Here is a 21,864-nt window from a genome sequence, read left to right on the forward strand (position 1 = left end):
TGAGGCGGCCCAAATCGTCAAAGCCCAGTACTTGCACGGGACGCTGTGACGTAAATCCGACAGGCATAAGCAGGAAGGTCACGCGAATTACCCTGGGAGATCTGCACGTTTGCCACTGTGCTACCGAGCGTCGAGAGGCGACGGGACGAGCGTGCAGAAGTCAGCCGAGGCCGTAGTAAGTGGCGGTTAACCGCGCCACCAAGGGCCGAACAGGTTATGCCGCCAGTAGGCGTCACTGTCTCGTTGGTAGCCGTAATGCAGAAATTTCCTACAACGGAATCTGTCACTCCGAATCCCGGCCAGAAGCCGAGGGTGATGCCTGACAGTGCAAAGGTGCCGGCGGCGTCAGCGACGTGGACGAACGCGGAGCCGGACACGCTGATGGAGCGGGTGCTTGCACCGGCCAACCTCAGGCGTGCGTATCAACGCGTGGTTAGCAACAAGGGGGCTCCGGGTGCCGATGGCATGACGGTCGCTGACTTGGCGGGCTACGTGAAACAGTATTGGCCAACCCTCAAGGCCAGGTTGCTGGCCGGTGAATACCATCCCCAAGCAGTGCGAGCGGTTGAAATTCCCAAGCCGCAGGGCGGCACACGGCAACTGGGAATCCCCACCGTCGTGGATCGCCTGATCCAGCAAGCATTACAGCAACAACTCACGCTACTCTTCGATCCGCTGTTTTCGGACTACAGCTACGGTTTTCGTCCGGGCAAAAGCGCTCACCAAGCCGTTGAACTGGCCCGCTCCCATGTGGCGGCGGGGCATCGCTGGTGCGTGGAGCTTGATCTGGAAAAGTTCTTTGATCGGGTCAACCACGACATCCTGATGGCCTGCTTGCAGCGTCGCGTCGAAGACAAGCGAGTGCTTAGGCTCATCCGCCGCTACCTTGAAGCTGGGGCCATGTCGGGCGGTATCGTCAGCCAACGGCAAGAGGGGACACCGCAAGGCGGCCCACTCTCGCCGTTGCTGTCGAATATCCTTCTGGATGAGCTCGACCGCGAATTGGAACGGCGGGGTCATCGCTTCGTGCGCTACGCCGATGATGCGAACATTTATGTGCGCAGTCCTCGGGCGGGCGAGCGGGTGTTGGCCAGTATCGAGCGCTTCCTGTGCCATCGTTTGAAACTGACGGTGAACCGGAAGAAGAGCCAAGTAGCAGGGGCTTGGAAGTGTGACTACTTGGGTTACGGGATGAGCAGGCACCAGCAACCAAGGCTGCGTGTGGCAACGATGAGCCTGGGGCGCTTACGCGACCGACTCAGAATATTGCTACGCAGTGTAAGGGCCCGCAAAGTGGCGACTGTCATTGAGCGAATCAACCCTGTCCTGCGAGGCTGGGCTGGCTACTTCAAGCTCAGCCAGAGCAAACGCCCACTTGAGAAATTGGATGGTTGGGTCAGGCATAAACTTCGCTGCGTCATCTGGCGTCAATGGAAACGGCCCTCAACGAGGGCGCGCAACCTGATGCGCCTGGGCCTGAGCGAAGAACGTGCCTGTAAATCGGCCTTTAATGGCCGAGGCCCGTGGTGGAACTCGGGAGCATCTCATGTGAATCAGGCGCTACCGAAGAGGCTATGGGATAGGTTCGGACTGGTCTCGATACTGGATACGATAAACCGGCTTAGCCGTATAACCTGAACCGCCGTGTACGGAACCGTACGCACGGTGGTGTGAGAGGACGGCGGCTGTGAAGCCGCCTCCTACTCGATCCCGCGGCCGAGCTGCTTGCGTGGTGATCGATGTGCGCCATCTCCACGCACTAGGCCAAAAATCAAAGGAGCAATTCCAATGACCACCGCAACAACACAGCAGTCAACCCGACCGAAAGCACATGCCCTGTTCAAGTTGAATTTCTGTCTACGAATGGCAAAGGAAAACTCGCTCTCCGCTCGTACAGAACCGCACCGCTATAGGCCCGAATACCGCCGTATGAGGAGGGAGTCGATGCAGGATGCCCGTTACTGGCGTGCCCTATGTAGCCGCTTAGATACCTGTTCAGAAGCTTGATCGCAATCACAGGCAATGCCCAGGGGGCCACCATGCTGCAAACCCTTACTGCTGCCCACGGGGCTTCGGTGATCCCAACAGGATTCCACCTAGCACGTGTCGTAGGTGTGAAACCGAAGTTCAAATCTGACCCTGACATGCGTGAGGTCGTGTTCTACCAATGCTTCCTCTCCGAATGTCATGGAGCCAACGGTCTTGAGCCTTGCGAGTACCTGGCAGAGCGACGTTACCTGTTGAGTGCAGCGAAATACATGGTCAATACCGGCCTTTCCACGTGCCCAGTGATCCAAGAGCTGGTGAGGTCGGAGACCGAGGTCAAGTATCTGCCGGCTTAGGCTGGATCATCTCCAAACGCAGCACAGACCCGGCCCTAGTGGTCGGGTTTTTCATTAGTGAAAAGGTGGGGCAGGTCAGGTTGCCCACTAGATTGCAATTCGGATATTATTTTGAGGTTCGACCGTTTCAGTACGCGCATGCCAGATGATCCTCTCAGCTCATTTGGCCTAAGAAAGCCGCCCATTCTCAGGCGGCTTTTTTTGTGCCTGCGATTTAGCCTTGTTCGGCCATATTTCTAGGGGTTGCGAAGCCCACACCGACGTTCTAGGGTTGCAGTGATGAAGCGAGGCCGAACCTGGCAGAGGAATGCATAGCCGCAGATCTGGCGGTGCAGAACCCCATCCACCACAAGCTTTGCAATCAACTGTTTCAGAGGACGAACGATGTTTGATGCAGCCCACTATCACGTGAAAGCCACAGAGCTGTTGACCGCCTTCGGCGTCCACCAAGGTGCACTGAGCACGTGGTCGCTGAGTGATGTGGGAACGGCCAGTCACGGCTATATCCACCACTCGCAGAAGCCCGCAGCCCTCGCAGCATATGCTGCGGTTAACCCTACCTTCGCAGCCGGGCGCTTTCCTGGATATACGTTGGTGGACCTGGTCGACAAGATCCCGAGCCTGGACTATGCGGAATATGCTGCCCTGGCGATCGTGTGCGGGGCTGAGCTGCCTTCTTTCAAGGGTTCAGATGAGCGGGCACGCATTTTCGGCGAGGCCGCCTGGGCTATCGTTGAGAAGTATCAGCTGCATGGGTGCTTTGAGCGCCACAACAAGCCGTTCCAGGCTATAGGCGATCATTACAGTCTCCGGCCCAAGGGGTGTGATTGGGCAAGGGACTACGCTGAGATCCCGGAAAAGCTAACTGCGATGCGTAAGGCGTATAGGGCCATGACCCCGCTTCAGAGGGTGATGACTCTGAGCCTTATGCATCTGTACAACCAAGGTAAGGACAACGTGTTCCTCACCGGCGGTTGCCCAACGAAAATTCTCGCTGCCGAGGCGCTGACCATCCTGCGCGATAACTCGGCTCTCGCTGACTGGGGCCACCTCGTGTCCCACTATGCCGGCTGGTAATCATCGACCTCACGCCACCTTCCAGGATCTCTACAGATGACAGAATCTCCATTCGCCACCCACCGGGCAGTGTTGGTCGACAGCGACTATGCGGCCGCGGGCTTTCTTCAGTCGTTCGCGATGGCCATGTACGCCGGCGCTGCCTACCCCATGGATGCCAATGGCCTGCGTAACCTGGATGACCAGCACATGCAGATCTTTCAAAAGATGGCGGCTTCCTACCGCCGCCATGGGGAAGCTGATCCCGATTTTGTAGACGTGTGCAAGGCGATCAAAGCAAAGCGCGCAGCTCACGCTCTCAGGGTCAAGGGAATACTCGATGAGCTTTTGGATAGCGATCCGGACCAGTACGAGGGCGGTCGACATGAGCATGCTGGAACCGTGAGTGTCTACGAGCGTGAGCATCAGCTGAACATCGAACGTCGCTGGTACGCACCTTCGTAAGTCGTACCCGGCCTGCCTTCCTGAGTTGCACTCCGGAAACAGAAAGGCCACCTCTGCTTACGCTCGGGTGGCCTTTTTACATCTCAACACTGGACGGGCGTTTAGACCGCATCACAGTGGTCACGCATCAACCCCCACACGGCCGATAAAAGCCGGTAGATGGTCAGTACGTGGCTCAGAATATTCAGCATACGCTTCATAATCGTTGACCTCCGTTTCAGGAAGGCCAATCTTCCAACGCCTAACCGGCACTTCAGCGCTTTCAGAACGCACGTGGTGCATTCCAGAAGAGGCCCAGGTGGCCCAACGAATGCAGCAAACCGGCACGGTCTAAACACCGTGTCGAAGGGGGTATCTCATCCTCGGAACATCGAGATTCTCGGGTTACCGAGCAGAGGACATAACCACCCAAGGGCCTCTTGAATTGCAGGTCCACATGCAAGCCGGCGCACCATACCTGTGCCCGGTTCAGAAAGCCTGAAAAAAATTCAAACTATCGTGAAAATGATAAAGCCGCCCCGCCTGCCGCCTTCCACACCCGTGTGACGCATTCCTGCGGTACCAGGTCTTCGCAACACCTGGCTTACCTTTCAGGAGAGTCATGCAGGGGATGTAAGCCGGAACCCCAGAAATTTCCGTCACCCTAGTTGGGTGGGCTCAACACTCGTGTCACCAGCTACCTTCTGGAGAATCGAGCTCGGCCATCCCTCCCTGGACGGGCATCGCTCGACGATGTTCAACGGCTCCCTCACGGGGCCGTCGTTTTGTGGGGGCTATTCCATCCACAAGTCGTCGAGGTTCTTGAAGTTCCAGAGCGTCGGGTCTTCGGGGCCAGTGATACTGTCCTTGCAACTCGTGGCCGCCAGGTCGATGGTCTGCATCGGGATCGGCTCTCTCGAGCGTAGCGAGAAGAACACGCGAACCTTGGGAGTCAGCAGTGATTCCATTCCCGGCTCAACGACAACGGCCAGACGCTGAGAGGACAGGCGAACCAAGGAGCCGACGGGGTAGATGCCCACGGCCTTGACGAAGGCGTGGAAGATGCGTTTGTCGAAATGGCCCTCCCACTTGGCCATCTGCCGCATCGCCGCGGACGGGTCCCACGGCTTTTTGTAGGCTCGCTCCGACGTCACGGCATCATAGACGTCGCAGATTGCGCCCATGCGGGCCAGGAGTGAAATGGCGTCACCGGCCAAGCGATCCGGGTAGCCGGTTCCGTCGATCTTCTCGTGATGGTGCAGGGCAATGTCCACCACCCCGGGCTCGGCCCCGCCTGCGCGCAGCATCTTTGCGCCCTCCACAGGGTGGCGCTTCATGATGGCGAACTCGGCATCGGTGAGCTTGCCTGGTTTGTTAAGCACTTCCAGCGGCATCGCGGCCTTGCCTAGGTCGTGCATCAGTCCGCCGATGCCAGCCAGGCGCGTTTGCTCCTCGTCTAGATCGAGATGCCGGGCCAGCGATAGCATCAGGGCGCAGACGGCAACCGAGTGCAGGTAGGTGTAATCGTCGTGCGTTTTGATGCGTGCGACGCTGATGAGGGCATGAGGTTGGCGCAGCACCGAGGCAGCGATTTCTCCGACCAGCGGCAACGTCGTGCTTGGGTCGACGGCCTTGCCAAGCCGGGCTTCCTGGAACATGTCCATGACTTGGGACTTGGCCGCAAGACAGAGTTTCCGTGCATAACACATTTCGCTCTCCATTGAGGTTGCGCCGTCACTTTTCTTGCTTAGTGGACTAGACGGCAGAGATTGCTCCTCCGACAATTCTCTGGGCTCTGGGCTCTGGGCTCTGGGCTCTGGGCTCTGGGCTCTCTGGGCTCTCTGGGCTCTCTGGGCTCTCTGGGCTCTCTGGGTCGACTTGGCTTTTGGCCAAGTCGACCCAGACCTCCCCGACGCCACATTCTCGAATGGCAGAGAGATCCTGAGGCTCGGTCAGCAGGAAGCTGCCGCGCCAGAATGGGTGTCGAACCCAAGAGCCGGCGAGCTTGTGGATGTACATGCCGAGACGAAGCTCGGATACGGGAATGCGTTTTACCAACTTATTTTCCTTTCTGAGTTGGGTGGTTAGGCGTGCGCCGAGGCTGGCACCCAGCGGTAGAGCGGAGGTAAGGTCACGCCAAGATTCTTGGATCAGCCGGAACCGCCGAAATTTCCGTCAGCCGATCAACATGGCTTTGTCTCGCGCTCGGTCGATGCGTTCCTGCATCGCCTGCATGACTTCTTCGTGGGTGTACGACTTGGCGTTGGGGTCGTCGGCCTCTCGGAGAGCTTCCTCGACCTCGCGGGTCATCCGCGCATATTCTTCCGGCCACAGCGCTTGCTCCATGCGCAGCGACGCCTGCCCAAGCAGGTGCAGCAGGCCGAACAGCCGCATGTCATTGGTGGCGACGACGTGCTCTCGAATCCGCTCCTGGATCACCTCGCAGGCCCGATGCGCCTCTGGCGTCGCCGTGCCCTCGTAGCCGGCTGGGAGTTCTGCTTCTTCAGCGATTCGCGCCCAAGCGATAGCCAGCGCCTCGATGGTGGACAGGTTCATTTGCTCATCCACTTGCGCAGCAGACGCTTTTTCAGGGAGGCGCGCTCTTGCGGATTGCGTCCCTTGTGGTTGGCAATGCGATCCGCCGTGGCGGCCTGGCGCTTGATGGGCCAGTAGGAGCGGCCATCCTTACCCATCGACCAGACGTTGCTGACCTGGTTTTCCAGTAGAGGCAGATGGGCGCATAGAGCTTCCGGCGACGCGCTGGCCAGCGCGGTGCGCTCGTGGGTTCGCCAGCGCTGATGCCAGAGTTTCTTGTCCTCGCGCTCGCTACGGCAGGTCGTGTGCCCAACGATGGGCGTTTTGCGGCGGCTGCGGCTCATGATGTGGTTGTCTCCAAGAACATTCAGGACAGGCTTTCTGGGTAGAGCGCCGTCAACCGGGACAGGGTTTCTTGCACTTGTTCCAGCGAGGTCATCAGATGATCAACCTGATCCTGAAGATCCACGGCGAGATCAAATAGCTCAGCCACTCGGCTGCGTGATCCCTCGTTGAACGCGGCCATTGCCAGTTGATGCAGCTTCAACAGGTCGGTGCGCAGTTGCGGAGGTGCGCCGTCTGCGCTGTCATTCAAATCGCCGCGCAGCACGTCCACGGCATCGACTGCACGCAGCAGTGCCGTGGTATCGAAATTCTCGGGAGTCAGTTCGTCCCATTCGTCGTCGGTGATGCGGGCTGCCATCAGGAGAGCTCCGATTAAGCGGTTGCGAGCGTTAGATGCCCGATCGGCTCGGCTGCTGGCCGTACCTTGATTTCGATGTCGTAGCCGAGGCGATTCAGACAATCCATCAGCTTGCGTTCGGATAGATTGGTGAAGTCGCCGCGCATCATGCCCGACACCTTCGGTTGCGGGATGCCCATGCGTTTGGCCGCCGCTTGTTGAGTCAGCCCAAGGGCGCGCATGGCCCTCCTGATCTCGACCACCAGGCCGGTCTTGATCTTGAGCTTTTCAGCGTCAGGCAGTCCAAGGTCGGCAAAGACGTTGCCCGAGCTGCGCTGAACCTCGACGCCTTCAATGATTCGTTTTTGCATTTCGTAGCTCCTGTGCCAATACCTCGGCCACCTTCAGCCGAGCGCGGATGATGTCCATGTCGGCCTTTGGCGTGGCGATTCCGCTCTTGCTCTTCTTCTGGAAGCAGTGCAGGACGAACACCGCTTCCGCAAACTTGACCGTGTATACCGCTCGATAGGTGCCGCCGGCATCGTCTTCGACGACCTCCAGCACGCCGGCACCACCGAACCCCTTGAGCACCTTTGCTGCGTCATCCTGATCGCCTATCTGCGCCAACGAGAGCGCGTAACCGAAACGGCGACGCACGTCGGACGGCAACGCCATCAAATCCTTGTGGCTGCTCGCGATCCATTCGAGCGGTTTTTCTTTGTTTGTCATGACGGAATTTTATACCTGTTCAGGTAATGATGTAAACGCGGCAACCTCAAGGAGGTGTCGTAAAACATTTGTTTTGCGACAGGCTGTCAGCCGCCGCTGTGCTACCTGTGCAACACCCCCTCAAAAATGTACGGAAAACTCTATCGCTATTCACTATTATGCGGAAACCTGTTTTTGATGGTTATCCGCCTATGTTGGTTGGCTACATGCGCGTGTCGTCGGACTCCGACCGCCAGAGCACGGACTTGCAGCGCGACGCGCTGCTCGCCGCCGGCGTCGATCCGCGTCACCTGTTTGAGGATCGTGCCTCTGGCGCGAAGGATGACCGTGCCGGCTTGGCGCGGGCGCTTGAGTTCGTTCGAGCCGGCGATGTGCTGGTGGTGTGGAAACTCGACCGGCTCGGTCGCTCGCTGTCGCACCTGCTCGCCATTGTGACTTCGCTCAAGGACAAGCGGGTGGCGTTCCGCTCGCTGACAGAGAACCTGGACACTACGACGCCCTCGGGCGAATTCCTGTTCCAGGTGTTCGGTGCGCTCGCGCAGTACGAGCGCGCCTTGATTCAGGAGCGCGTCGTCGCGGGCTTGGCCGCCGCACGCAAACGCGGCCGGATCGGCGGCCGGCCGCAGGCGATCACTGGTGAGAAGCTGGACGCCATCGTCGCCGCGCTCGATGGCGGCATGTCTAAGGCGGCGGTGTGCCGCAACTTCAATGTCAAGCGCACTACGTTGATCGAAACATTGACGCGAGCAGGTTGGCGTGGTGCGGGAAGGACGGTCGATGAGCAACAAGAATAAGCTACTCACCGTCTTTTCTGACGCAGAGCAGGAAGCCTTGTACGGCCTACCGGACTTCGACGATGCTCAGCGGCTGGAATACCTGGCGTTGACCGAATCTGAACTGGCGTTCGCCAGCAGCCGGCCTAGCCTGCAGGCCCAAGTCTATTGCGTCTTGCAGATCGGCTACTTCAAGGCCAAGCATGCTTTCTTCCGCTTCGATTGGCATGAGGTCGAGGACGATTGCGCCTTCGTGCTGAGTCGCTATTTCCACGGCGAAGCGTTCGAACGCAAGGCGATCACCAAGCATGAGCACTACAGCCAGAGGGGTCAGATCGCCGAACTGTTCGGCTACCGGTCGTGGGCGGCTAGCTTCCTGCCGCAACTGGCACAGCAGGCTGAACAGATCGTGCGGCGCGACGTAATGCCAGGATTCGTGGCCGCCGAACTGATCGTTTGGCTCAGCGAGCACAAAATCATCCGGCCCGGCCACACCACCTTACAAGAGCTGGTCAGTGAAGCCCTGTCCACCGAACGCAGGCGCTTGGGCGGCTTGCTGGCAGAAGTGTTGGACGAATCGGCCAAAGCTGCGCTGGGCCAGCTCCTGGTGCGTGACGACACCCTGTCTCAACTGGCAGCGCTCAAGCAGGACGCTAAAGATTTCGGCTGGCGTCAGATGGCAGGGGAGCGCGAGAAGCGCGCCACGCTGAAGTCCTTGCACGGGATCGCCAAGGCGCTGCTGCCCAAGCTCGGCATCTCGCAGCAGAACCTGCTGTACTACGCGAGCCTGGCGAACTTCTATACCGTCCATGACCTGCGCCACCTGAAGGCGGAGCAGACCCGGCTCTACCTGCTGTGCTATGCCTGGGTACGTTACCGGCAGCTCACCGACAACCTGGTCGACGCGATGGCCTTCCACATGAAAAAACTTGAGGACGAGAGCCGCACGGGTGCGAAACAGTCCTTTGTCGCCGAACAGCTGCGACGCCATCAGGAAACGCCGCAGGTTGGCCGCCTGCTGTCGCTGTACGTGGACGACAGCGTGGCCGATCCGACGCCGTTCGGCGAGGTGCGCCAACGCGCCTACAAAATCATGTCCAGGGAATTGCTGCAAAACACGGCGCAGCGCATGAGCGTCAAGCCACTGAACAAACTGGCGCTGCACTGGCAGGCGGTGGACGGCCTGGCCGAACGCATTCGACGCCATCTACGGCCGCTGTACGTCGCGCTCGACTTCGCCGGCACGGCCCCCGATAACCCATGGCTCGCGGCGCTGACTTGGGCCAAGAGCGTGTTCGCCAAGCAGCAGCGCCTATCACAACGGCCACTCGACGAATGTCCGGCGGCAACGCTGCCGAAACGCTTGCGTCCGTACCTGCTGATGTTCGATGCCGAAGGCACGCCGACAGGCCTGCATGCCGATCGTTACGAATTCTGGCTTTACCGTCAGGTCAGGAAACGCTTCCAGGCGGGCGAGCTCTACATTGACGACAGCTTGCAGCACCGGCATTTGTCCGACGAGTTGGTTTCGATGGACGAGAAAGCCGCCGTGCTCGCGCAGATGGACATCCCCTTCCTGCGGCAGCCGGTCAGTGCCCAGCTCGATGCACTGGCGGCCGAGTTGCGTGCGCAATGGGTGGCGTTCAATCGCGAGCTGAAACAGGGCAAGCTGACGCACCTGGAATACGACAAGGACACGCAGAGACTGACCTGGCGCAAGCCCAAGGGGGAGAACCAGAAGGCGCGCGAGCAAGCTCTCTACGAGCAACTGCCATACTGCGATGTCGCCGACGTGTTTCGCTTCGTCAACGGCCAGTGCCAGTTCCTGTCGGCGCTGACACCATTGCAGCCACGCTATGCGAAGAAGGTAGCCGACGCCGACAGTCTGATGGCGGTGATCATTGCCCAAGCCATGAACCACGGCAACCAGGTTATGGCACGTACCAGCGACATCCCGTACCACGTCCTGGAGAGTACCTACCAGCAGTACCTGCGCCAGGCGACGCTACATGTGGCCAACGATTGCATCAGCAACGCCATCGCCGCACTGCCGATCTTCCCGCATTACTCGTTCGACCTCGATTCGTTGTACGGTGCCGTTGATGGGCAGAAATTCGGCGTCGAGCGACCAACTGTGAAGGCGCGCTACTCGCGCAAATATTTCGGCCGCGGCAAGGGCGTCGTCGCCTACACGCTGCTGTGCAATCACGTGCCGTTGAACGGCTACCTGATAGGCGCACACGAGTACGAGGCTCACCACGTGTTCGACATCTGGTACCGCAACACGTCGGACATCGTGCCGAGCGCGATCACCGGCGACATGCACAGCATCAACAAGGCCAACTTCGCCATCCTGCACTGGTTCGGACTTCGTTTCGAGCCGCGCTTCACCGACCTCGACGACCAGTTGCAGGAGCTGTATTGCGCCGATGATCTGGCATTGTACGAGAAATGCCTGATCCGGCCGGCTGGCCAGATCGACCGGCAACTCATCGTCGGTGAGAAGGCGAACATCGACCGAATCGTCGCCACACTGGGCCTGAAGGAAATGACGCAGGGCACGCTGATCCGCAAGCTGTGCACCTATACGGCGCCGAACCCGACGCGGCGCGCAATCTTCGAGTTCGACAAGCTCATCCGCAGTATCTACACACTGCGCTACCTGCGCGACCCGCAACTGGAGCGTAATGTTCACCGCTCGCAGAACCGCATTGAGTCCTATCACCAGCTACGCTCGACCATCGCCCAAGTCGGTGGGAAGAAGGAATTGACCGGCCGCACCGACATCGAAATCGAGATCAGCAACCAGTGCGCCAGGCTGATCGGCAACGCGATCATCTTCTACAACTCGGCGATCCTGTCCCTGCTGCTGACGAAGTACGAGGCAGCTGGCAATGCCAAGGCGCTGGCGTTGATCACGCAGATGTCGCCAGCGGCCTGGCGGCACATCCTGCTGAACGGGCATTACACCTTCCAGACTGACGGCAAGTTCATCGACCTGGATGCGCTCGTGGCGGGACTGGAGCTGGGCTGACGGAAATTTCTGGGATTCCGGCGTACAACCCCATCATTCGGGCCGGGCATCCGCCGCAGATGAGCGATCAATGAGCAACCCCTACCCTATTCAAACCCTCAATCACTCTTACCTGGGCAGTGGCATCTACGAGTTGCTGCGCGAGGCACTGATCACCGGGCGTTTCCAGCCCGATGACCGCCTGCGCATCCGCGACCTGGCCGAACAACTGGGCACCAGCGTCACACCGGTGCGCGACGCGATCCTGCAACTGGCCAAGGAACAGGCGCTGATCCTCAAGACCCCGCGTGACATCCGCGTACCCATCCTCACCGCCGCGCAATACGGCGAGATCCGCAGCATCCGCCTGGCGCTTGAAGGCCTGGCTGCGGAGACGGCCGCCGCGCTGGTGACCGACAGCGAACTCGCAGACCTGCAAGCCTGCATCGAAAACAACATCGCCGCGATCAACGCCCAGGACTTGCAAGCCGCTCTCAAGTGCAATCAGCAATTTCACTACGCGCTGACCACCATCGCGCGCATGCCGGTGCTGGCGGGTTTGCTCGATAGCCTGTGGATGCGCACCGGCCCACTGATCGCCCGTGCCTATGGCAACTTCAACGAGCGCATGGCCATCGACCATCACTGGGAAGTGCTCGACGCACTCAAGCGCCGCGATGGCGCGGCGGCACGGGCGGCCATCTGCCGTGACATTCTCGATGGCAACGAGAAGATGCTCGAGTACATCGAGATGGCGCAGGCGGACTGATTGGCAGTCAATTCGACTGTTGACGAAACATAGATGACCAGTTAGTTTATTAAAACTTTCTCATCACTGGATGTCTCTGTCATGGCTCGCCCGGTCAACCTCGAAGTCAGATCCCGTTTGCTGTCGATTGGCCGCCAGGTGGTTCACAACCGTGGCTTCAACGGCTGCGGCGTCCAGGACATCACCGCCGCTGCCGAGATTCCCAAGGGCTCTTTCTACAACTACTTCGCCAGCAAGGAAGACTTCGCGGCAGAGATCCTCGAGGAATACTGGACCTCGATCGAAACCCGCCACGGGCCGATCTTCTACGACGCCCGGGTCAAGCCGCTGGAGCGCATCGGCCAGTTCTTCCAGGCCCTGGTGCTCGAGCACGGCGAGCATGAATACAGCCTGGGTTGCCTGATTGGCAACCTGTCCCTGGAAATGTCCAATGGCAGCGAACAAACCCGCAAGCGTCTGGCCGATGTGCTGGCGCGCTGGGAAGGTTTGCTCGCGAGCTGCCTGCGTGAAGCGCAGCAGCGCCGCGAACTCTCTGAAACTCACGACGCCGAAGCGCTGGCCAGTGTCATCGTCGAAGGCTGGGAAGGTGCGGTCATGCGCGGCAAGGTCCTGCGCGACGGTGCACCTCTGCAGCGTTTCGTATCGATGGTCTTGCCTCGGCTATTGGAGTGAGTTTTTTTTCCTCATTAATAAGACGACTGGTCATTTATATAAAGCAACATTCACGTCTCATCCACGCAAGCATCCAAGAGGTAAATCGTCATGAGCCATCTGTACGCCGACCCCGCCGAACCCGCACTGCCTGCCACTGGTTTCAAGCTCGACCTGAGCAAAGCCGCCCTGGTGGTCATCGACCCACAGAACGACTTCCTCAGCCCTGCCGGCGCCAGTTGGGCGGTGTTCGGTGAGAGCATCGTCGAGAACAACACCGTCGAAAACCTGGAAAAACTGTTCAAGGCCTTCAAGGCTCACGACCTGCCCGTGGCCGTGTCGCCACACTATTACTACCCGCACGACCACGACTGGCATTTTGGCGGTCCGCTGGAAAAGGTCATGCACAGCATCTGCATGTTCGATCGCAAGGGACCGAACACCCTGGAAAACTTCGAAGGCTCCGGCGCCGATTTCCTCGAGATCTACAAGCCGTACATTCTCGACGGCGAGACCATCATCGCCTCGCCGCACAAGGTCTACGGCCCGGAAACCAACGACCTGGCGCTGCAATTGCGCAAGAAAGGCGTGTCGCAGATCATCCTCGCCGGCATGGCGGCCAACCTTTGCGTGGAATCACACCTGCGCGAACTGCTCGAACAGGGCTTTGAAATAGTCGTGGTACGCGACGCCACCGCCGGCCCGCGCCTGCCGGATGGCGACGGCTACCTGGCGGCCATCATCAATTACCGCTTCCTCGCCCACGGGCTGTGGACCACCGAAGAGACTATCGCGCAACTGCAACCGGCTTGATCGTGCCCGAGCGGCCGGGCATCGCGCCCCCCCGCTCTTTCTCGAGAACCCCCGATGAAAATCCCCGCCCGTTATGAGCATTTCGTTTTCGGCGTCGTTCAATCCGGCCTGACCTGCGCGGTCGCGGCCGCCATCGCCACCACACCCCATGCGCTCGACCTGGCCTTTGCCGGCCGCTGGTTGAACGCGTGGGCGCTGTCGTGGGTATCGATGTTGCCGGTGGTGGTGCTGGCGGCGCCGATGATTCGGCGCGTGGTGAGGCGGATGACGGTGGGCTGAATGACTTGGCTATGACTCACCCAACACACCGCCATCGCGAGCATGCTCGCTCCTACCGGGGGCTTCGGGGCTGCTCGCGACAGGCGCGCAAGCCCGCACCCGACGCACGAAATACTGTGCCCGTTCGCATTTTCGCAATAAACCACTTTTCATCCGCGCATTTGTAGCCGCTTCGTTCACGGACAAGCCGGTACATTAGACCTCCATGGTCCCGCAGAGCGACCGACAACAAAACCTACAGCTCGCCCAAGAAAATCTGCCAACCATTCGGAGTCTTTCCATGAGCACATTGCGCACTACAGCTTTCCAACTCGCGAGTCTGGCCCTGTTCATCGGTAGCGCCACCCAGGCCATGGCCGAGGACATCACGTTCGTATCCCAGGGCGGTGCTTATCAGGAAGCCCAGAGCAAGGCGATCCTGGAGCCTGCGGCGAAAAAGCTCGGTCTGACGCTCAAACAGGACAGCTCGCCCAAGGCCTACCCGATCATCAAGACCCAGGTCGAGAGCGGCAAGGTCACCTGGGACGTGGTGGACCTGCCCACTGGCGACTGCATCCGTGGCGAAGCCGAAGGGCTGTTCGAGAAGCTCGACCTTGCGCTGATTCCCAATGCCGCGCAAATACCCGACAGCCTCAAGGACGAATACAGCGTCGGCTACATCAGCTACTCCACGGTGCTGGCGTATCGCACGGACGCGTTCAAAGGCGCGGACGTACCCAAGACCTGGGCCGACTTCTGGGACACCAAAAAATACCCGGGCCAGCGCTCCCTACGTAACCTGCCACGTCCAACCCTGGAAATCGCGCTGCTGGCCGATGGCGTGCCGATGGACAAGCTCTATCCGCTGGACGTCGATCGCGCCTTCCGCAAGCTTGAGCAGATCAAGCCCGACATCGCCACCTGGTGGACGTCCGGCGGGCAGTCGGCGCAGCTGATCAGCGACGGCGAAGTGGACATGATCCAGGCCTGGAACGGCCGTATCACCGCCGTACAGGGGTCGCCTCAGAAAACGGAAAATAAAGCACGCTAAGCCGGTTGCAGCGGTCGTAGCGGCCTGAACTTGCCCGCGCCGATCTTGGCGCTGCTGCGCCAGAGGTAATCGCCGGTGAGGTTGATGTGCTCCCAACCGAGCGGCGACAGGTACTGCAACAGCGCGTCATCAACGGCATGGCCGTTGCCACGCAGCGCGTGCGCAGCCCGTTCCAGATAGACCGTGTTCCACAACACGACGGCAGCCGTTACCAGATTGAGGCCGCTAGCCCGGTAGCGCTGTTGGCGCTGATGGAAAATTGACCCACCCTGCCGATTGAAATTTGACCCAGGGCGGATTGCTGATTTTGTTACCAGCAACTGTGGATAAGTCTACCAGCGCAGCTGCTGTTGCCCCCACTCCTTCGCTAGCCCAGTTCAGTTGTTTAAGACCTGCCACACGCAGCCATGTAGCAGGCCGTCGTCGCCATGAAATCAGAACGGCTCATCGTCCTCCGGTTCCTGGCCGCCCTTACGCTTTCGCTCCCGTGATTTGATCTTGGCCTGGGCCGCCAAGCTGCTGTGTTGCAGGCGATAGGACTCGTTACCGGTTTCGACGATGTGGCAGTGGTGGGTCAGCCGATCCAGCAGGGCGGTGGTCATCTTGGCGTCGCCGAACACGCTCGACCATTCGGCGAAGCTCAGGTTGGTGGTGATCACCACGCTGGTGTGCTCGTACAGTTTGGACAGCAGGTGAAATAACAGCGCGCCACCGGCCTGACTGAAGGGCAGATACCCCAGCTCGTCGAGGATGACCAGATCCATGCGCAGCAGTGCCTGAGCGATCCGCCCGGCTTTGCCGTCGTGTTTTTCGCGCTCCAGCAGATTGACCAGATCGACCGTGGAGTAGAAGCGCACGCGCTTGCCATGCCGGGTGATGCCGGACACGGCCAGTGCGGTGGCCAGGTGGGTTTTGCCGGTGCCTGGGCCGCCGATCAGCACCACGTTCTGCGCGGTGTCGGTAAAGCTCAGATTGGCCAGCTCGCTGATCAAGCGAGCGTCGGCGCTGGAGGCGCTGAAGTCGAAGCCGGCCAGATCGCGGTGCATCGGCAGCTTGGCCATGTTCATCTGGTGGCTCACCGAGCGCATGGCACGATCCGTGTGCTCCTGTTCCAGCAGGTGTTCAAGCAACCACTTGGACGAGGCTGTGTTCGACTCACCCTGCACAGTTAACTCCGCCCAGGCAGTGGCCATGCCGTGCAGGCGCAGTTCCTTGAGTTCCGCCATCAAATCACGCATGACCGATCTCCTCGGTCTGGCCACGCAGGCGGTCGTAGCGCGCCGTGTTGGCGACGGGGGCTTCCTTGAGCGACAAGTGGGTTTCGACGCTGGGCGGCGGTTCGGATGCTGTCAGCCGTGCCACGACATTGAGGATGTGTTCGGCGCTCAGGCTGCCGCTCTCCAGTACCAGCTCAACGGCTACCAGCACGGCATCGAGCCCAGCCACTGGTGCGGCAGCCAAGACTTGCACCATGATCCGATCACCGCCGGCATGACGTTTCAGTCCGTGCTTGAGCTGACGCAGCGGCGCTGGCAGATCAGCAAAGGGCGCTCCGTTGCGCAGCGCGCCGGGCTTGCGCTCAATCAGCGGGATGTAGTGCTGCCAGTCGTAGCTGACCTGGTCGCGATCCAGCAAACGCGCATGGCTGGCAATCAGCGCATCATCGGCCACCACCTCGATGCGGGTCGGATACAAACGGCTGCTGACCCACTTACCGGCGTACTCACAAGGCACCGAGTAGCGGTTACGCCCGACGCTGACCAGGCAGGTACTGGAAACCCGCGCAGGCCGTTCGACGTAACCGTCGAAGGCCGCGGGCATAGGCATCAGTTCGGCGCGCTCCAACTCCAGCACCTCGGCCACACTGAGCCCGCTGTATTGCGGGTGCGTCAGCTCGTTCCAAAGCGCGCGGCAGCGCTGGCCCAGCCAGGCATTGAGTTCCTCGAAGGAGTGAAAATGGCAGTCCTGGGCGTCTAGCCAGATGCGCCTGCGGCTGTCTTGCACGTTCTTTTCAACGATGCCCTTTTCCCAACCAGCGGCGACGTTGCAGAAGTCTGGATCGAACAGGTAGTGCGCGCACATCACCGCAAAACGCGCATTCACCGTGCGGCCTTTGCCCTTATTGACCCTGTCGACGGCGGTCTTCATGTTGTCGTAGATGCCTCGGCGCGGCACGCCGCCAAAGGCGCCGAACGAGCGTGTATGGGCGTCGAATAACATCTCATGGCCCTGGCTCGGATACGCCACCAGCCAGAACGCACGGCTGGCACACAGCTTCAGATGTGCCACCTGCATACGCCGGTAAATGCCGCCGACCAGCAAGCCTTCCTCGCTCCAGTCAAACTGAAACGCCTCGCCAAAAGCAAAGGTCAGCGGCACAAAGGCCTGCGACGCCTTGCCCTGTCCCCCTCGCCAGGCACGGATAAACGCGGTGAGCTGGCTGTAGCCACCGTCATAACCTTCGGCTTTGATTTGCGCCAACAGCGCCTTGGCACTGCGCCGCTGTTGCTTGGGCCGCAGCGAATCGGCTTTTAGCGCCTGCTCCAGCGTGGCGTGAAAAGGGCTGAGTTTGTTGAAGATCGCGCGGCGTTGGTAGACCGGCGGCTTGGCCTCAGGTGCTCTGACCCACTTGCGAATCGTGTTGCGCGCCAACCCGGTGCGCTTGGCTATCTCATGCAGCGACAGCTTGTCGCGGAAATACATCCGGCGAATTTTGCCCATCATTTCCATACTGATCACCCTGTGTTCTCCTGCTCAAAAATTGAGCAGAAGCAGTTGAACACCTGGGTCAGTTTTCAGTCGGCAGAACAGCCTCTACTGGGTCAGTTTTCGGTCAGCGGCAACACCGCTGGTGCTTTTTCTTGGCATGGCAGCATTTCTCTGTAAAGGGTTGTACCTCGATCCCTCGGCGTTGCCCTCAGCGTTGATTGACAAGCCGTTCCCCAATTTCTCCCTGCAATCCGTGCAAGACAATAGGTCCCTGACCCGTGCCGATTTGCTGGGCAAACCGGCGCTGGTAAACGTTTGGGGTACCTGGTGCGTCGCTTGTCGGGCAGAACACCCAGTGCTGAACAAACTGGCCCAGCAGGGGGTGGTGATTCATGGAGTCAATTACAAAGACGTTAATTTCGATGCTCTGAACTGGCTGAAGGATTTTCACGACCCTTATCAGCTGAATATTCGCGATGAAGCCGGCAGCCTCGGATTGAATCTGGGCGTGTACGGCGCGCCGGAAACCTTCCTGGTCGACAGTAAGGGCATCATTCGCTACAAGCACGTCGGCGTTATAGATGAGACGGTGTGGCGTGAACAGCTTGCAGATCTTTATCAAGGTCTGGTGCAGGAGGGCACGCAATGAGCCGGTTTCTATGTGGAACTCTCTTAGTGTTGTGTTCCGCTAGTGCCGCCCAAGCTGCCATCGATGCTTACGCGTTCAAGGATGAGGTCGAACGCGCCCGGTACACCGAGTTGACCCGGGAACTGCGTTGTCCGAAATGTCAGAACCAGGATATCGCAGACTCCAATGCCCCCATCGCCGCCGATCTGCGAAAAGAGATCTTTCGCATGCTCGATGAAGGTCAGAGTAATCAGCAGATCATCGACTTCATGGTCGATCGCTATGGCGAATTCGTGCGCTACAAACCTGAGCTGAACAGCCACACCTGGTTGCTCTGGTTTGGGCCTGGCGGTTTGTTGTTGGGCGGTGTGTGGGTGATTTACTTGATCGTTGCACGTCATCGTGGTCGGCATGGCGATGATGTTGAGGTGTTTTCTGACCAAGAGCGTCAACGGCTCCTCCTCCTATTGGGTAAAGAATCTAATGATTGATTTCTGGCTATGGGTCGGCCTGCTGTTGCTGGTTGCCCTCAGTTTCGTGCTAATCCCTGTGTTGTTTGTACGTCGTGCCCAAAGCGAAGAAGATCGCACCGCTTTTTACGTGGCGCTGTATCAGGAACGCCTGGCGGAGCTACAGCTTCAGCAAGGGGACGGAGTGATGTCTCCTGCGCAAAAAAACAGTGCCCGCTCTGAGGCGGACCGCGAATTGCTGGCGGACACCGAAGGAGCTGGCCTCGAACGTTTTTCGACTACAGGCAAGCCGCTACCAGTATTCGTGGCTTTCTTGATACCGGCGCTGGGGCTCGCGCTGTACCTGCATTTTGGCGCCAGCGACAAAGTCGAGCTGGTTCGTGAGTTCGCCCAGCCTCCCGGTTCACTCGCGCAAATGAACGACCGTCTGGAACGCGCGGTTAACGCCCAACCGGAGTCAGCTGAGAACGCTTATAACCTGGCCCAAAACTACATGGCTCAAGGGAGGCCCGACGATGCCGCTAGAATGTTCGAACGAACGGTGTCACTGGCCGGTCGCCGACCGGAGTTATTAGGCGAGTGGGCTAAAGCATTGTATTTCTCTAACAACAAAATGTGGTCTCCGCCAATCAAGGCGCTGACAGATGAAGCTTTAAATGGAAATCCGGGTGAGCTCCAGAGCTTGAGTCTCATAGGTCTGGCTGCGTTTGAAGAGCATCGTTACCAAGATGCTTTAAAATATTGGCATCACGCATTAGCAGAGATGGGTTCCGACCATCCGTCACACGCTGCTTTAGTACAGGCCATTGGAAAGGCAAGAAACGGTCTTTCAGCGGATGAAAAAAACAACAATTTGACGATTAACCATGTTGCTGGCTTGCCACCAACACCGCTCAAGGTACGGGTGGACATTTCCCCGGAAATTTTCGAAAAGGTCGCTTTGGATGACAGTGTGTTCGTTTTCGTACAGACGCTATCGGGCTCCAAGGTACCTCTCGCTACCATACGACTTAAGGTCTCAAGTCTGCCGGCCGAGGTGGAGTTTTCAGGCGCTGATGCAATAGTTACCAGCAACACCTTATCGCAGACAGCCGCGATTCAAGTGACTGCTAGGGTCTCTAGGGGAGGGAAGAGTAGGTCGGGGGAATGGTTGGGCCGAAGCTCGACGACATTAAATTCGAAGAGCGCTAGGCTGAAGCTTACGATCAACCTTCCGGATATCTGATCGACTGCACCGCAAAGTGCTGTTGCCAGGTACTGTAAAATAGAAGAGTGAGCACTTGATTTGCTGGTGCTTTCAAACAACGGTGTTGTTTTTTTAACAGCCGAACTGGAAAGGGAGGCTGAGCTGCTCAGTGATCACTTTATCCGTTGGCTGATTTACGCCGGCATGTTCGCTACAGGCACTGAACGACAACGCAGATGGTATGGTCTGTGCGTTCTGACTCGTCAAGGATCGGCCAATGGATCGTTTGTCTAATTTGCTCTCGCGGTTCGGCGTGCGGGCCAATCTGTTCTATGACGGCGACCTATGCGGCTCTGCATCTTACGATGGCGCCGAGCGGCGAGGTTATATCCATCTGCTTCAGGCCGGCAGCGTGACGTTGCTTGGTCCCGATCGCAAGGATTTGCAGCTCACTCGCCCTAGCTTGATTTTTATGCCACGCCCCGCCAAGCATCAATTGTTTGCGGGTGAGTCCGATGGCGCAAAGTTGTTGTGTGCTTCCATGGAGTTTGAGGGCGGAATTGATAATCCTTTGTCGGCTTCATTACCGGACTGTTTGGTGCTCGCACTCGATGATCTGCCCATGCTGGCAGACACGTTGGAGTGGATGTTTGCCGAGGCGGCAAATGTGCATTGTGGAAGGGAAGCCGCGCTTGAGCGCTTATTTGAGCTCCTAATCATTCTGTTGCTCCGTTACCTGCTCGATCATCACCAGTTGCGCACCGGAATGATGGCTGGACTGGCCGACATGCGGCTTGCCCGATCGCTTTTACAGATGCACAACTCCCCGGAACATGCCTGGTCAATAGCAGAGCTGGCCAGTGAGTCAAATATGTCACGCGCTGCGTATGCCGTGCATTTCAAGAGTGTCATCGGACAGACGCCTGCTGATTATTTGTTGAGTTGGCGAGTTAGCCTGGCTCAGAAGCTGATGCGAGAAGGGCGCTCGATTACGCTGATTGCAGCTCAAGTCGGCTACGAAAGTCCTTCGGCGCTGTCTCGCGCATTTAGACGCAAGACGGGGTTGAGCCCTCGTGACTGGTTGAAAGATCTGGCGGGGGAAAATGATGGCAAAAAGGCCTAAGGCATTACTGCCTTAAGCCATTGAAAAAATTATGCATTAATTTTACGTTTTTCCAGTTCAACCAGCGAATGGCCTGCCACAAATATCGAAACAGCAAGCAACCCTAAGTCTTTAAGCAGAAACTGACCTGGCGCAACGGAAATCGCCGGAAACCCTAAACTAGGCTCAATGACGCCCGGAGTGGAAAACATAAAGCTAAGGGTTGTGAAGAACAGGCCTGCAGACAGAGCGCCTCCTACCACGGATAGTTTGGGCGACAGCATGCGGCCTGCGATCAGAGTGCCGATCGAAATCTCTAGTATGCCGAGCAGGCTGGAGAACATGTCGACCGAAAAAATGCTATACACCCATCCCAAAAGCGGGCTGTTGCTCACCAGTGGAACCAGGCCCTCGGCCTCGTAGTGGGTAAATTTCATGCCGCCGAACCAGAAGTAAATAATAGCGAGAGCCAAGTACGCGCCATAGATACCTAGCCCCATAGTTTTGGTTCCAAGCGTTAAGTGGGCCTGTACGCTGGACTTCGAGTTTTCAATGCCTATGGTTTTCATGTCTGAGCTTCCAGTAGTGAGTGAGAGTGTGTTGGCTGCCGAACGCCGTATGCGTTGGCGATGAGATGATTATGGCTGGCATCT

The 21,864-nt window shown here is 58.7% G+C and carries 24 protein-coding genes and 1 pseudogene; 14 read left to right on the forward strand and 11 right to left on the reverse strand.

Annotated features, from left to right (window positions below; all coding sequences use genetic code 11):
- Positions 1-216: 216 nt before the first annotated feature.
- The 3 genes from ltrA (at position 217) to L6D80_RS20020 (ending at position 3,863) form a co-directional block, all read left to right on the forward strand.
- Positions 217-1,638 (forward strand): group II intron reverse transcriptase/maturase, encoded by a 1,422-nt coding sequence (gene ltrA / locus L6D80_RS20010; protein WP_024718247.1) that lies wholly within the window; start codon positions 217-219, stop codon positions 1,636-1,638.
- Positions 1,639-2,726: 1,088 nt separating this feature from the next.
- A complete protein-coding gene (locus L6D80_RS20015) occupies positions 2,727-3,419 on the forward strand; it encodes a hypothetical protein (RefSeq protein ID WP_023383746.1) in 693 nt (230 codons plus the stop codon).
- A 36-nt stretch (positions 3,420-3,455) separates the two neighbouring features.
- Complete coding sequence (locus L6D80_RS20020; protein WP_023383747.1) at positions 3,456-3,863, forward strand: hypothetical protein; 408 nt, start codon at positions 3,456-3,458, stop codon at positions 3,861-3,863.
- Between the two features lie 773 nt (positions 3,864-4,636).
- Here L6D80_RS20020 and L6D80_RS20025 read toward each other — a convergent pair.
- From L6D80_RS20025 to L6D80_RS20050, 7 genes are all read right to left on the reverse strand, one after another.
- The gene (locus L6D80_RS20025) at positions 4,637-5,506 is read right to left on the reverse strand and encodes an HD-GYP domain-containing protein (protein ID WP_223198360.1); all 870 of its coding nucleotides are present in this window, start codon (positions 5,504-5,506) and stop codon (positions 4,637-4,639) included.
- A gap of 91 nt (positions 5,507-5,597) precedes the next feature.
- Positions 5,598-5,861 (reverse strand): DUF3391 domain-containing protein, encoded by a 264-nt coding sequence (locus L6D80_RS30115; RefSeq protein ID WP_272949743.1) that lies wholly within the window; start codon positions 5,859-5,861, stop codon positions 5,598-5,600.
- Positions 5,862-6,017: 156 nt separating this feature from the next.
- The gene (locus L6D80_RS20030) at positions 6,018-6,398 is read right to left on the reverse strand and encodes a hypothetical protein (protein WP_001054412.1); all 381 of its coding nucleotides are present in this window, start codon (positions 6,396-6,398) and stop codon (positions 6,018-6,020) included.
- Positions 6,395-6,721 (reverse strand): hypothetical protein, encoded by a 327-nt coding sequence (locus L6D80_RS20035; protein ID WP_000091614.1) that lies wholly within the window; start codon positions 6,719-6,721, stop codon positions 6,395-6,397. The genes L6D80_RS20030 and L6D80_RS20035 overlap by 4 nt, the downstream gene beginning before the upstream one ends.
- 23 nt (positions 6,722-6,744) lie before the next feature.
- Positions 6,745-7,080 (reverse strand): hypothetical protein, encoded by a 336-nt coding sequence (locus L6D80_RS20040; protein WP_000741275.1) that lies wholly within the window; start codon positions 7,078-7,080, stop codon positions 6,745-6,747.
- A gap of 14 nt (positions 7,081-7,094) precedes the next feature.
- On the reverse strand, positions 7,095-7,430 hold the full coding sequence (locus tag L6D80_RS20045; protein ID WP_001172026.1) for a helix-turn-helix domain-containing protein: 336 nt from the start codon (positions 7,428-7,430) through the stop codon (positions 7,095-7,097).
- Positions 7,411-7,788, reverse strand: coding sequence for a type II toxin-antitoxin system RelE/ParE family toxin (locus tag L6D80_RS20050; protein WP_003151133.1), 378 nt, complete (start codon positions 7,786-7,788; stop codon positions 7,411-7,413). Before L6D80_RS20050 ends, L6D80_RS20045 begins: the two co-directional genes overlap by 20 nt.
- Before the next feature lie 191 nt (positions 7,789-7,979).
- On the opposite strand from L6D80_RS20050, the gene L6D80_RS20055 reads away from it, so the two are divergent.
- The 7 genes from L6D80_RS20055 (at position 7,980) to L6D80_RS20085 (ending at position 15,116) form a co-directional block, all read left to right on the forward strand.
- On the forward strand, positions 7,980-8,582 hold the full coding sequence (locus L6D80_RS20055) for a recombinase family protein (protein WP_010465829.1): 603 nt from the start codon (positions 7,980-7,982) through the stop codon (positions 8,580-8,582).
- Positions 8,566-11,595: a Tn3 family transposase gene (locus L6D80_RS20060; RefSeq protein WP_010799689.1), complete on the forward strand. Its 3,030-nt coding sequence runs from the start codon at positions 8,566-8,568 to the stop codon at positions 11,593-11,595. The genes L6D80_RS20055 and L6D80_RS20060 overlap by 17 nt, the downstream gene beginning before the upstream one ends.
- A gap of 70 nt (positions 11,596-11,665) precedes the next feature.
- The gene (locus tag L6D80_RS20065; protein WP_016487046.1) at positions 11,666-12,343 is read left to right on the forward strand and encodes a GntR family transcriptional regulator; all 678 of its coding nucleotides are present in this window, start codon (positions 11,666-11,668) and stop codon (positions 12,341-12,343) included.
- Between the two features lie 81 nt (positions 12,344-12,424).
- On the forward strand, positions 12,425-13,015 hold the full coding sequence (locus tag L6D80_RS20070; RefSeq protein WP_003465041.1) for a TetR/AcrR family transcriptional regulator: 591 nt from the start codon (positions 12,425-12,427) through the stop codon (positions 13,013-13,015).
- A 90-nt stretch (positions 13,016-13,105) separates the two neighbouring features.
- The gene (locus tag L6D80_RS20075) at positions 13,106-13,807 is read left to right on the forward strand and encodes a cysteine hydrolase family protein (protein ID WP_003465039.1); all 702 of its coding nucleotides are present in this window, start codon (positions 13,106-13,108) and stop codon (positions 13,805-13,807) included.
- Between the two features lie 54 nt (positions 13,808-13,861).
- Complete coding sequence (locus L6D80_RS20080) at positions 13,862-14,086, forward strand: DUF2798 domain-containing protein (protein ID WP_003465037.1); 225 nt, start codon at positions 13,862-13,864, stop codon at positions 14,084-14,086.
- A gap of 280 nt (positions 14,087-14,366) precedes the next feature.
- Positions 14,367-15,116 carry an ABC transporter substrate-binding protein gene (locus L6D80_RS20085; RefSeq protein ID WP_134612791.1) on the forward strand — a complete coding sequence of 250 codons (750 nt, stop codon included), beginning with the start codon at positions 14,367-14,369 and terminating at the stop codon, positions 15,114-15,116.
- Here L6D80_RS20085 and L6D80_RS20090 read toward each other — a convergent pair.
- The 3 genes and pseudogenes from L6D80_RS20090 to istA form a co-directional block, all read right to left on the reverse strand.
- Positions 15,113-15,361: pseudogene (locus tag L6D80_RS20090) on the reverse strand (Tn3 family transposase); the annotation flags it as partial. The gene L6D80_RS20085 and the pseudogene L6D80_RS20090 overlap by 4 nt on opposite strands.
- Before the next feature lie 189 nt (positions 15,362-15,550).
- Positions 15,551-16,354, reverse strand: coding sequence for an IS21-like element ISPst3 family helper ATPase IstB (gene istB / locus L6D80_RS20095; protein WP_054882055.1), 804 nt, complete (start codon positions 16,352-16,354; stop codon positions 15,551-15,553).
- Positions 16,347-17,846 carry an IS21 family transposase gene (gene istA, locus L6D80_RS20100; protein WP_101509640.1) on the reverse strand — a complete coding sequence of 500 codons (1,500 nt, stop codon included), beginning with the start codon at positions 17,844-17,846 and terminating at the stop codon, positions 16,347-16,349. The genes istB and istA overlap by 8 nt, the downstream gene beginning before the upstream one ends.
- A 118-nt stretch (positions 17,847-17,964) precedes the next feature.
- Here istA and L6D80_RS20105 point away from each other — a divergent pair, with 118 nt between their 5' ends.
- The 4 genes from L6D80_RS20105 (at position 17,965) to L6D80_RS20120 (ending at position 21,232) form a co-directional block, all read left to right on the forward strand.
- Positions 17,965-18,474: a DsbE family thiol:disulfide interchange protein gene (locus L6D80_RS20105; RefSeq protein ID WP_255260239.1), complete on the forward strand. Its 510-nt coding sequence runs from the start codon at positions 17,965-17,967 to the stop codon at positions 18,472-18,474.
- Complete coding sequence (locus tag L6D80_RS20110; protein WP_012080655.1) at positions 18,471-18,944, forward strand: cytochrome c-type biogenesis protein; 474 nt, start codon at positions 18,471-18,473, stop codon at positions 18,942-18,944. The genes L6D80_RS20105 and L6D80_RS20110 overlap by 4 nt, the downstream gene beginning before the upstream one ends.
- Positions 18,937-20,148 (forward strand): c-type cytochrome biogenesis protein CcmI, encoded by a 1,212-nt coding sequence (ccmI, locus tag L6D80_RS20115; protein WP_012080656.1) that lies wholly within the window; start codon positions 18,937-18,939, stop codon positions 20,146-20,148. The genes L6D80_RS20110 and ccmI overlap by 8 nt, the downstream gene beginning before the upstream one ends.
- Before the next feature lie 238 nt (positions 20,149-20,386).
- Positions 20,387-21,232, forward strand: a complete 846-nt coding sequence (locus tag L6D80_RS20120) for an AraC family transcriptional regulator (RefSeq protein WP_003464995.1) — start codon at positions 20,387-20,389, stop codon at positions 21,230-21,232.
- 29 nt (positions 21,233-21,261) lie between these two features.
- Here the strand turns inward: L6D80_RS20120 and L6D80_RS20125 are convergent, their stop codons facing one another.
- Positions 21,262-21,780 (reverse strand): YkgB family protein, encoded by a 519-nt coding sequence (locus L6D80_RS20125; protein WP_003464991.1) that lies wholly within the window; start codon positions 21,778-21,780, stop codon positions 21,262-21,264.
- Between the last annotated feature and the right edge of the window lie 84 nt (positions 21,781-21,864).

It is taken from the genome of Pseudomonas ceruminis (genome assembly GCF_021602025.1).
Classification (GTDB): domain Bacteria; phylum Pseudomonadota; class Gammaproteobacteria; order Pseudomonadales; family Pseudomonadaceae; genus Aquipseudomonas; species Aquipseudomonas ceruminis.

Excerpts from the sequence above, each read along its gene's own strand:
- L6D80_RS20120 (WP_003464995.1), top strand. The coding sequence starts at position 20,387 with ATGGATCGTTTGTCTAATTTGCTCTCGCGGTTCGGCGTGCGGGCCAAT.
- ccmI (WP_012080656.1), top strand. The coding sequence starts at position 18,937 with ATGATTGATTTCTGGCTATGGGTCGGCCTGCTGTTGCTGGTTGCCCTC.
- istA (WP_101509640.1), bottom strand. The coding sequence starts at position 17,846 with ATGGAAATGATGGGCAAAATTCGCCGGATGTATTTCCGCGACAAGCTG.
- L6D80_RS20020 (WP_023383747.1), top strand. The coding sequence starts at position 3,456 with ATGACAGAATCTCCATTCGCCACCCACCGGGCAGTGTTGGTCGACAGC.
- L6D80_RS20110 (WP_012080655.1), top strand. The coding sequence starts at position 18,471 with ATGAGCCGGTTTCTATGTGGAACTCTCTTAGTGTTGTGTTCCGCTAGT.
- L6D80_RS30115 (WP_272949743.1), bottom strand. The coding sequence starts at position 5,861 with ATGTACATCCACAAGCTCGCCGGCTCTTGGGTTCGACACCCATTCTGG.
- L6D80_RS20025 (WP_223198360.1), bottom strand. The coding sequence starts at position 5,506 with ATGGACATGTTCCAGGAAGCCCGGCTTGGCAAGGCCGTCGACCCAAGC.
- L6D80_RS20060 (WP_010799689.1), top strand. The coding sequence starts at position 8,566 with ATGAGCAACAAGAATAAGCTACTCACCGTCTTTTCTGACGCAGAGCAG.
- L6D80_RS20030 (WP_001054412.1), bottom strand. The coding sequence starts at position 6,398 with ATGAACCTGTCCACCATCGAGGCGCTGGCTATCGCTTGGGCGCGAATC.
- L6D80_RS20065 (WP_016487046.1), top strand. The coding sequence starts at position 11,666 with ATGAGCAACCCCTACCCTATTCAAACCCTCAATCACTCTTACCTGGGC.
- L6D80_RS20080 (WP_003465037.1), top strand. The coding sequence starts at position 13,862 with ATGAAAATCCCCGCCCGTTATGAGCATTTCGTTTTCGGCGTCGTTCAA.
- L6D80_RS20045 (WP_001172026.1), bottom strand. The coding sequence starts at position 7,430 with ATGCAAAAACGAATCATTGAAGGCGTCGAGGTTCAGCGCAGCTCGGGC.
- L6D80_RS20055 (WP_010465829.1), top strand. The coding sequence starts at position 7,980 with ATGTTGGTTGGCTACATGCGCGTGTCGTCGGACTCCGACCGCCAGAGC.
- L6D80_RS20035 (WP_000091614.1), bottom strand. The coding sequence starts at position 6,721 with ATGAGCCGCAGCCGCCGCAAAACGCCCATCGTTGGGCACACGACCTGC.
- L6D80_RS20085 (WP_134612791.1), top strand. The coding sequence starts at position 14,367 with ATGAGCACATTGCGCACTACAGCTTTCCAACTCGCGAGTCTGGCCCTG.
- L6D80_RS20125 (WP_003464991.1), bottom strand. The coding sequence starts at position 21,780 with ATGAAAACCATAGGCATTGAAAACTCGAAGTCCAGCGTACAGGCCCAC.
- L6D80_RS20015 (WP_023383746.1), top strand. The coding sequence starts at position 2,727 with ATGTTTGATGCAGCCCACTATCACGTGAAAGCCACAGAGCTGTTGACC.
- L6D80_RS20050 (WP_003151133.1), bottom strand. The coding sequence starts at position 7,788 with ATGACAAACAAAGAAAAACCGCTCGAATGGATCGCGAGCAGCCACAAG.
- istB (WP_054882055.1), bottom strand. The coding sequence starts at position 16,354 with ATGCGTGATTTGATGGCGGAACTCAAGGAACTGCGCCTGCACGGCATG.
- L6D80_RS20040 (WP_000741275.1), bottom strand. The coding sequence starts at position 7,080 with ATGGCAGCCCGCATCACCGACGACGAATGGGACGAACTGACTCCCGAG.
- L6D80_RS20075 (WP_003465039.1), top strand. The coding sequence starts at position 13,106 with ATGAGCCATCTGTACGCCGACCCCGCCGAACCCGCACTGCCTGCCACT.
- ltrA (WP_024718247.1), top strand. The coding sequence starts at position 217 with ATGCCGCCAGTAGGCGTCACTGTCTCGTTGGTAGCCGTAATGCAGAAA.
- L6D80_RS20070 (WP_003465041.1), top strand. The coding sequence starts at position 12,425 with ATGGCTCGCCCGGTCAACCTCGAAGTCAGATCCCGTTTGCTGTCGATT.